Annotated in this window: 6 protein-coding genes; 3 read left to right on the top strand and 3 right to left on the bottom strand. The window is 73.8% G+C overall.

Annotated features, from left to right (window positions below; translation table 11 throughout):
- Window positions 1-148 precede the first annotated feature (148 nt).
- Together AC0682_RS11875 and AC0682_RS11870 are read right to left on the bottom strand one after the other, a co-directional pair.
- Window positions 149-1009 carry a dioxygenase family protein gene (locus AC0682_RS11875; protein WP_478532588.1) on the bottom strand — a complete coding sequence of 287 codons (861 nt, stop codon included), beginning with the start codon at window positions 1007-1009 and terminating at the stop codon, window positions 149-151.
- Between the two features lie 200 nt (window positions 1010-1209).
- Window positions 1210-2586: a carbohydrate-binding protein gene (locus AC0682_RS11870; RefSeq protein WP_478532508.1), complete on the bottom strand. Its 1377-nt coding sequence runs from the start codon at window positions 2584-2586 to the stop codon at window positions 1210-1212.
- 357 nt (window positions 2587-2943) lie between these two features.
- Between AC0682_RS11870 and AC0682_RS11865 the strand changes: the two genes are divergently transcribed.
- The 3 genes from AC0682_RS11865 to AC0682_RS11855 are packed head-to-tail and all read left to right on the top strand — an operon-like array spanning window position 2944 to window position 5337.
- Window positions 2944-3888, top strand: coding sequence for an ABC transporter ATP-binding protein (locus tag AC0682_RS11865; protein WP_478532507.1), 945 nt, complete (start codon window positions 2944-2946; stop codon window positions 3886-3888).
- Entirely contained in the window at window positions 3885-4859 is a 975-nt protein-coding gene (locus AC0682_RS11860; RefSeq protein WP_478532505.1) for an ABC transporter permease, read from the top strand. Before AC0682_RS11865 ends, AC0682_RS11860 begins: the two co-directional genes overlap by 4 nt.
- A gap of 46 nt (window positions 4860-4905) precedes the next feature.
- Complete coding sequence (locus AC0682_RS11855; RefSeq protein WP_478532586.1) at window positions 4906-5337, top strand: GntR family transcriptional regulator; 432 nt, start codon at window positions 4906-4908, stop codon at window positions 5335-5337.
- Window positions 5338-5435: 98 nt separating this feature from the next.
- Here the strand turns inward: AC0682_RS11855 and AC0682_RS11850 are convergent, their stop codons facing one another.
- A complete protein-coding gene (locus tag AC0682_RS11850; RefSeq protein WP_478532504.1) occupies window positions 5436-7739 on the bottom strand; it encodes a serine/threonine-protein kinase in 2304 nt (767 codons plus the stop codon).
- Window positions 7740-7792 lie beyond the last annotated feature (53 nt).

Raw genomic sequence — 7792 nt, 5'->3', positions numbered from 1 at the left:
GCCGAGCCTAGGAACGAGGGGGGTGCCGGTCGAAGCCCCCTCCCCCCCCCCCCCCCCCCCCCCCCCCCCCCCCCGCTTCCCCCCCCCCCCCCCCCCGCCCCCCCCCCCCCCCCCCCGGGGCGGTGGTGCGCGTCCGCTGCTTCCGTCGCTACCCGCGTTCCCACAGCGCGGGGACGTTCGGCGGCTCCCAGCCCGTCATGGACTGGTGTGCCTGCCGGCAGCGGTAGGCGACCCCGCCGTAGGTGACGCGGTCTCCCGCGCGGTAGGACGTGCCGGGCGCCCAGGTGCCGCCCGGCGGATCGGTGGGCGGATCGGTCGGGCCCGGCGTCTGGGCGACGTTCAGCACGAAGTCGAAGGTGCCCTGGCGCCCGCTGCCGACGTTGCGGACGTTCATCAGCAGTCTCGGGTCGTACAGGGCGTCGGTGTTGTTGCGCGGCTCACCCGGGAAGTACAGCTGCGTGGTGAGGACGCGGCCTCCGGGGGCCTGGGCCTTCACATGGATGTGCCGCGTACGGCCCGGGTAGAGGCCCGGCACGATGGTGGTGAGGCTGAACGAGCCGTCGGCACCGGTGAACTGGTGCCCCCGGAAGGCGTACTGGGCCATGTCGTACGCACCGTTGGTGTCGGCCTGCCAGAAGTCGAGCAGCGCCCCGGAGATCGGCCGGCAGGACCGGCCGAAGACGTAGCCGCTCACGGTGAGCGGTACGCCGGGGGTGCCGGGTGTCACCAGGCTGGTGCGCCGGGGGGAGTTGGGCTTGAAGTACGGGCCCTCCATCTGCGGCGGGGTCGGGTCGTCGCCGTCGTCGCACTGCGGGGTGGGGTCGAGCAGGACGCCCCCTCCCTCCGATGCGGCATCCCGGGCGAGCGCGACGCCTCCTCCGGCGAGCAGAGGAGCCGCGCTCGCGACGATCGCGGCCTTCAGAAGACCCTTGCGGCTGATGCGCCGCCGGTCGGTGGACGCCTCGTCGGTGCCGGAGGCGGTCGGCTCGTGGGGGGTCGCGTTGTCCATTTGTGGGGTCATGACGGTTTCCTCGGAGTCCTCGGTGCGGGGAGCGGAGAGGTTCAGGAGGTGGGGAGACGCCGGGTGTTCCGTGCGCACCCCGGCTCGGGCGGCGGTGGGTTCCACCGCCGCCCGAGGTCAGGGACGCGGGCCCGGGCCGGAAGTCGGGGCCGGGATGCGCGTTCGGGGTTCAGGGCCTGGACAGGCCGTCAGACGCGCTGCCAGAGGGCGGGGACGACGTCCGGGGTCCAGCCGGGCTGGGCCGTGTGCGCCTGGAGGCACCGGTAGGTGGCGCCGCCGTACGTCACCGTGGCGCCGACCGCGTAGGAGGTGCCGACCGCCCAGGTGCCGCCCGGCTGGTCGGTGGGCGGCGGGGTGGTGGGCGGGGTGGTCGGGGTGCCGCCGCCGCTGGTGACGAGCGTCAGCCCGTACGCCTGCAGGGCCGGGAGGAGCGGCTGGAAGTACGTCGTGCCGCCGGAGCGGCAGTTGCCGGAGCCGCCGGAGGTGACGCCCTGCGCCTGGCTGCCGGAGATGTACGCGCCTCCGGAGTCGCCGGGCTCGGCGCAGACGCTGGTGCGGGTCACGCCGGAGATGGTGCCCTCCGGGTAGGTCACGCTGGTGTTGAGCTGCTGGATCGTGCCGCAGTGCCAGCCGGTGGTGGAACCGGAGCGGCAGACCGAGGCGCCGACGACGGACGGGGTGGAGCCGGCGACGGTCACATCGCCGCGGCCGTACCCGTTGACCAGGGGCTTCGGCACCCAGTTGGCGTTGGTGGCGACCCAGGCGTAGTCACGGCCCGGGAAGGTCGAGCCCTGGAAGCTGCCCTGGGCCTGCTGGTTGACGCCGGTGGTGGTGGTGCCCACCCGGCCGCAGTGGCCGGCGGTGACGAACCCGTTCTGGGTGCCGCGCGTCACGGAGAAGCCGACGGAACAGCGGCCTCCACCGCCCATGTAGTACGCGTCACCACCGCGGATGTCCGCGAGGGCGCGGGGCTGCTCGGTGGTGCGGGCCACGGTGACCAGCTGGTCGCTGACGCCCGCGGCCTTCACGAACGCCTCACCGGCCCGGACGTCCGTGGCGTTCACGACGACCCGGTTGGCCTCGACGTCGACGTACCAGACGGGCACGTTCTTCGGGGCCTTGCTCTGGGCCGCCTTGTCGAGGGCTCCCTTGGCCGCTTCGAGGCGGTCCAGGCTGTGGCCGACGACCTCGGCCCGGGCGCCGGCCCTCGTGATGAGCGCGGCCTCGGAGGCATCGGTGGTGGAGACGGTGAGGTCCGCCTCGTCCCCGCTGACCCGGGCCCCGGCGTAGCTGGCGCCGAGGGACTTCTCCAGGCCGGTGGCGATGGCGGCGGCGCGGTACTCGCCGGCTATCCGGGTCCTGGCGGCGTCCGCGTCGAGCCCGAGGTCGCGTTCCATGGCGGCGAGCAGTCCGGGTGAGAGGCTGTCGGCGGAGACAGCCGGGGCTGCGGAGGACGCGGGACCGGCGGACGCCACTCCGGTGAGTCCCGCGACGACGAGCGCACCCACGGCCACCGTGGCGGTGGCGGTGGCGAGCACGCGTCTGCGGAGCTGGGTGTTCTCCACGTAACTCTCCTTGTTTCAGGGGGGTGTCCGGTCCGGTGGGGGTTGGTCCGGACCAGGGAACTGCCGACACCGTAGCGGCGCGCGGACCGGGCACAGGAGATCCCGTTCACCCCCTCCTCCCGCGTTATGGGGCCCTTCCGGAGCGGCATGTCCCCGGGGTCGCCGAGGCTCGTACGCCGCCGGCGGCGCTCCTCGCGAAGTCGGCCACCCGCTCCCTTGCCCTGCCCGGCCCCAGCACCCCGGCTGCGCCGCCTGCCCGCCCGCCCCCTCCGGGCACGCCCACCCCGCACACTTGACAGCCATTCCCCCAGAACACCATGATTCCATTAATTGACTAATGGAATCGAGGCGAGGCGCGTGGCGGACACGAGCACGACGAACGGGACCCGGGGCAGCTGGGCGCTGGAGGCCCGGGGCCTGGGCAAGCGCTACTTCGGCGGCTGGGCGCTGCGCGACTGCTCCTTCCGGATCCCGGCCGGGCGCATCTGCGGGCTGGTCGGCCCGAACGGGGCGGGGAAGAGCACCCTGCTCGGACTGGCGACCCGTCAGATCCACCCGACCACGGGGACGTTGAGACTCTTCGGGACGCCCGTGGACGACCCCTCCGTGCTCCCGAGGTTCGCCTTCCTGGGCCAGGAGAAACCGCTGTTCAAGCGGTTCACCGTCGCCGACACCCTGCGGATGGGCGCCGAACTCAACCCCGGCTGGGACGGCGTGGCGGCCGAGCGGATCGTCCGCTCCGGCACCATCGGGATGGACACGCGGATCGGCGCGCTCTCCGGCGGCCAGCGCACCCGCGTGGCCTTCGCCCTCGCCTTCGGCAAGCGCCCCGACCTGCTGCTCCTCGACGAGCCGATGGCGGACCTCGACCCGCTGGCCCGCGACGAGATGAGCACGCTGCTGATGGCGGAGGCCGTCGAGCGCGGCATCACCGTGGTGATGTCCTCGCATCTGCTCACCGAGCTGGAGGACATGTGCGACTACCTGCTGGTGGTCGCGGAGGGCCGGATCCGGATGGCCGGTGACGCGGACGCGCTCGTCCCCGCCCACACCCTGGTGACGGGCGTGGTCCGAGACGGCCGCCTGCCGTCCGAGCTCGACCGGCACACCGTGGTCGAAACCCGCGTCCAGGGAAGGCAGTTCCACGCGATGATCCGCCCGAAGGGCCCGCTGCCCGCCGACTGGGAGTGCGCCGAACCCTCCCTGGAGGAGGTCCTGCTCGCCCACCTCCGCTCCCCGGACGCACCCTCGCTCTACACCCAGGGCGCCCGCGTCGAAACCGAAGGGAACCAGGCCGCATGAGCACCGCCACCCGCACCGGGGCGCCCGCCGAACCCACCCTCCGACGCCGCCTGTTGCGCGGACTCCCCTGGCTCGTCGTACGCCAGCACCGCATGGCTCTGGCCTACGTCCTCGGCCTCTCCGTGCTCGGCACGCTCGCGATCGTCTACCAGCGCCACGAGATGGCCGGGGCACTGGGCGCGGCCGGCTGGCCCGGGAAGGAGGTCATCTACACGGTCGAGGACGCCCGGGGGTACGGCTACATCACCGCCCTCCTCGGCGGCATGCCGTTGATCCTCGCCTTCTTCGTCGGCGCCCCGCTGATCTCGGCCGATCAGGAGAACGGCACGGCACAGCTGGTCACCACCCAGTCCGTGCCCCGCCGCCAGTGGCTGATCGCCAAACTGGGCTTCGCCTACGGCCTCGCCCTGGTCTGCGGGGTGATGCTCTCGACCGCGTTCACCTGGTGGTGGCAGCCGCACCGCGCCTTCTTCTCCAGCAAGTGGGTCGAGGGCACGGTCTTCGACAGCACCGGCCCGGTCCTGCCCGCGCTCCTCCTCTTCACGACGGCCCTCGGCGTCACCGTCGGCGTCGTGGTGCGCCGCCTGCTGCCCGCCCTGGTGGTCACGTTCCTCCTCACCGTCGTCACCCAGTTCGTCTGGGACGAGCTGCGGGTCACGCTCGGCTCCACCCGGATGTTCACGTACCCGCTGGGCACCGAACTCCCGCCCCGCTTCGGCGAGTCGTACGAGGTGGACCGCTGGGTCGGCAACGCGAAGGGCGACCTCTTCGGCTGGGGCACCTGCGCCGAGGCCACCGACGAGGCCCAGAACGCGTGCATCGCGAAGCACGGGATCGTCGACAACGTCATCGAGTACCTCGACTACGACCAGATGGCGGCGATGCAGTGGACCGCGGCCGGCGTCCTGCTCGCCGGTACGGCGCTCCTCACGGGGTTCGTCCTGTGGCGGGTCTCGGCCCGCCCGCTGTAGGGGCGGTGCGCATCTCCTACGTAAAGTGTCGACCATCGAGCGGAAGGTGAAGTCCGTGGTCGTGTTCCGCATCGACCGGCGCAGCGGGGTGGCGACGTACCTCCAGATCGTCCGCCAGGTCGAACAGGCGCTGCGCATGGGGGCCCTGGAGGAGGGCGACCGGCTGCCCACCGCCGCGCAGGTCGCCGCGGACACCAAGGTCAACCCGAACACCACTCTGAAGGCCTACCGCGAGCTGGAGCGGGCGGGCCTGGCCGAAGTGCGCCAGGGGGCTGGCACGTTCATCACCCGCTCACTGGCCCGCCCCCAGGCCGCCCCGGACTCGCCGCTCCGCGCGTCCCTGGCCGCATGGATGGACCGGGCCAGGGCTGAGGGGCTCTCGGGCCAGGACGTCTCGGCCCTGTTCCACTCGGCGTTCGGGGCGGCGTATCCGGGCGAGGCGTTCGGGGCCGGGTACGCGGGGACGGCGGAGGACTGACCTCCCGCCTCCCCGGTGCTTTCCCGGCGCCTTCCCGCTACCTCCTCGGCGCTTCCGGCCCGCGGGCGCCGGGCCGGCCCGGCTTCTGCCGCGGCCGGTCAGGCGCGGTTGTAGCGGTAGCCGCTGCCGTGGGCGGGGCCGACGTCGTGCAGGATGCCGGAGCCGGCGACGGTGTAGAAGGAGGGGTCGCCGTCGCGGCACATCCCGGTGGAGCGCGCCGTGTCCACAAAGGCGGTACCGACGTTGATGCGCTGCCCGCCGTTGGTCACGGAGGTGAGCTTCGCCGTGTACTCGCAGTGCCCCGTCCCCTGTACGTCGGCGATCAGGGTCACAGCGACCTGACCCGGGGCCGCCCTCCGGATGACCACGGTGTGGGGCTGGAGGGCGTCGTACTGGGATGCCCGTGTCCAGGTCCCGACGAAGTGCTGCGGCACGCGGTTGTCCTCGGCCGGCGGGTCGGGGTCCGAGGTGGGTGGCTTCGGCGCGGTACTGGACCCGGAGCCGGTGCCCGAGCCCGACCCCGAGCCGGAGCCGGAGCCGCTGCCGCTGCCGGACCCCGAGCCGGAGCCCGAGCCGGAGCCGGAGCCACTGACCGAGCCGCCGCCGGATGCTCCGGAACCGCTCCCTCCGGACGAGGAGGCCGCCGAGCCGTCCGATCCGCCCGCCCCGGAACCGCCGCCCCCGGAAGCGACGGCACCCCCGGAACCGGAAGCTTCCCCGGCGCCCGCGTCACCGCCCCCGTCTCCCTTCTCCCGGCCCTTGCCGTCCCCGTCCCCGCCCCCTTCTTCCTCCGCCTTCTCCTTGCCCTTGCCGTCCCCGTCCTCGTCCTCGTCCTCGCCACTGTCGGCGGGGGTGGCCGAGGGCCGGACGGAGGGGCCGTCGCCTGTTCCGGCGGGCGCGGCCGCGCCGGTGTCACGGCCGTCCGCGCCGCCGCCGGGCCGATGCTGGAGGAACGCGACGGTGGAGCCGGTCGCCAGTACAGCCAGGACCGCGGCCGCCACGACCCACGTACGCCGACGGCGACGCGGGGCCTTGCCCCCGGCCTCCCCCGCGGAGACCACGAGGGCGGGCGGGGACGGGGCCGCGGACCCCTCGGCGCCGCCCTTCGGCTCGGGCTCGGCCCCGCTCCCGCGTACGCCTTCCGCGCCGGGGCCGCGTACGGGCTCCGAGCCGGCCTTCGCCGCGGGCTCGCGTACGCCCTCCAGCTCCGGCGCCCGCTCAACCTCCGGTACGGATACGGGTACGGGCCCCGCCCCAGCCTCCGGCACGGACCCCGCTTCCGCCCCACCCCCGGGCCCGGCCCCGCCCCCGGCTTCAGCCCCACCCACCGGCTCCGGCTCCGGCCGCAGGTCAGCGGTGGCGACATCCGGTCGCGCCCCCGGCGCCTCCGCCGCCCCCGGTACCGCGGACGCTTCCTCCCCCTCCGCCTTCGGCACATCCGCGTCCAGCAGCACCGCTGCCTGCCGGGCCAGCCGGGCGAGGAGCCGCGGCGGCAGCCACGCACCGCCGCGCAGGGCCGCCCCCGGGCTCCCCGACGCCCCGATGCCCGCCAACAGAGCGTCCACACCAGGGCGTTCTGCGGGTTTCTTCGTCAGGCAGCGGCCGATCAGCTCGCGCAGCGGAGCGTCACCCACCCCGGTGAGGTCGGGTGCGGACTCGACGATCCGGTACATCACCGCATGCTGGTTGCTGGCCCCGTTCCCGAACGGCAGCTGCCCCGTAACCGCGTACATCAGGACGCAGCCGAGCGCGAAGACGTCCGCCCCCGTGCCGGTCTCTTCACCGAGGATCTGCTCGGGCGCCATGAATCCGGGTGAGCCGATGACCATCCCGGTGCTGGTCAGCAGCGACTCGACGGAGACCTGGAGCGCGCGGGCGATGCCGAAGTCGATGACGCGGGGGCCGTCGACGGTGAGCAGGACGTTGGACGGCTTCAGGTCACGGTGCACGATTCCGGCGGCGTGAATGCCGCGCAACGCCCGCAACAGCCCCTCGGCCAGGGCGTGTACGGACTCCGCGGGCAGCGGTCCGTGCTCCCGTACAGCCTGTTCCAGGGAGGGTCCGGGCACATAGCCGGTGGCCACCCACGGGCGGTCGGCGTCGGGGTCGGCGTCCAGGACCGGGGCGGTGTAGCGTCCGCCGACGCGGCGGGCGGACTCGATCTCGCGGCGGAAGCGGGCCCGGAACTCCCCGTTGGAGACGTGCTCCTCGTGGACGACCTTCACGGCGACCGTACGGCCCCCCGCCGAACGCGCCAGATAGACGCGGCCCATGCCGCCAGCGCCGAGCCGGCCGAGCAGCGGATAGGGCCCGATCCGGTCCGGATCACCGGCCACGAGGGGGCGTATGCCCTCCATGGCCGTGTGCCGCTCGTCGTCGTGCTGTTCCCTGCCGCCGCTCATCCTGACCCGATCCCCCGATGGCCCGTTACCCTGCGGTCACCCGCGCACAGCAC

The organism is Streptomyces sp. NPDC043746 (assembly GCF_056436485.1).
This window is presented reverse-complemented; position numbering and strand designations above follow the sequence as displayed.